We start from the raw sequence: 939 nt of genomic DNA on the forward strand, positions 1-939 counted from the left end.
GGTCGGAGTGGGTGCCGGCGATCGTTCCCATCTCGGCCCGCTTGGTGGTGTCCCGGTCGCCGCCGCAGCCGAAGACGGTGATGACCTTGGACCGGGCGAAGCCACGGATGGTGCCGAGCACCTTGTTCAGCGAGTCCGGGGAGTGCGCGTAGTCCACGATCACCGAGGCGCCGCCGGATGTCGTGACGCGCTCGAACCGCCCCGGGATCTGCGGCATCCGCTCCAGCGCGGCGACCAGCCCGGCCAGGTCGTGCCCCAGGGTGTGGCAGGCCGCCACGGTCGCCAGCGCGTTGGCCACCGAGAACCGGCCGGGGGTCGGGATCGCGGCCGGGTGCTTGCGGCCGTCGTGGTGCAGCGTGAAACGGGTGCCCGAGGCGTCCACCACCAGGTCGGTGGCCCGGTAGTCGGCCTCGGCGTCCAGGGCGTACGTGGTCACCGCGCCGGGCATCAGCGCGCCGATCCGGGCGCCCACCGGATCGTCGGCGTTGACCACGGCCCGCCGACACAGCCCCTGGAAGAGGCGGAGCTTGGCGTCCCGGTAGTTGTCCATCGTGCCGTGGTCGTCCAGGTGGTCCTGGCTCAGGTTGGTGAAGACGCCGACGTCGACGAAGGTCCGGTCGACCCGGTGCGTCAGCAGGCCCATGGACGTGGCCTCCAGCACCACGGTGCCCACCCCGCGATCGCGCATGCACCCCAGGAGGTACTGCAGGTCGGGCGATTCCGGGGTGGTCAGCACCGAGGGGGGCATCGGGATCAGCTCGTCACCGATGCGGCTGCCGGCCGTGCCGATCACGCCGGCCCGCACCCCCTCGGAGATCCGCAGCACGGACTCGACCATGTACGAGACCGAGGTCTTGCCGTTGGTGCCGGTGATGGCCACCATGTCCATGCCCCGCCCGGGTTCGCCGTAGTAGCGGGACGCGAGGACGGCCGCCGTGG

Annotated in this window: 1 protein-coding gene; it reads right to left on the minus strand. The window is 71.8% G+C overall.

The window, feature by feature from the left end; genetic code table 11:
• On the minus strand, window positions 1-939 hold a 939-nt coding region (locus tag KUM32_RS40350), incomplete at both ends, for a Mur ligase family protein (protein WP_217146667.1).

Source organism: Streptomyces sp. AC627_RSS907, from assembly GCF_019049165.1.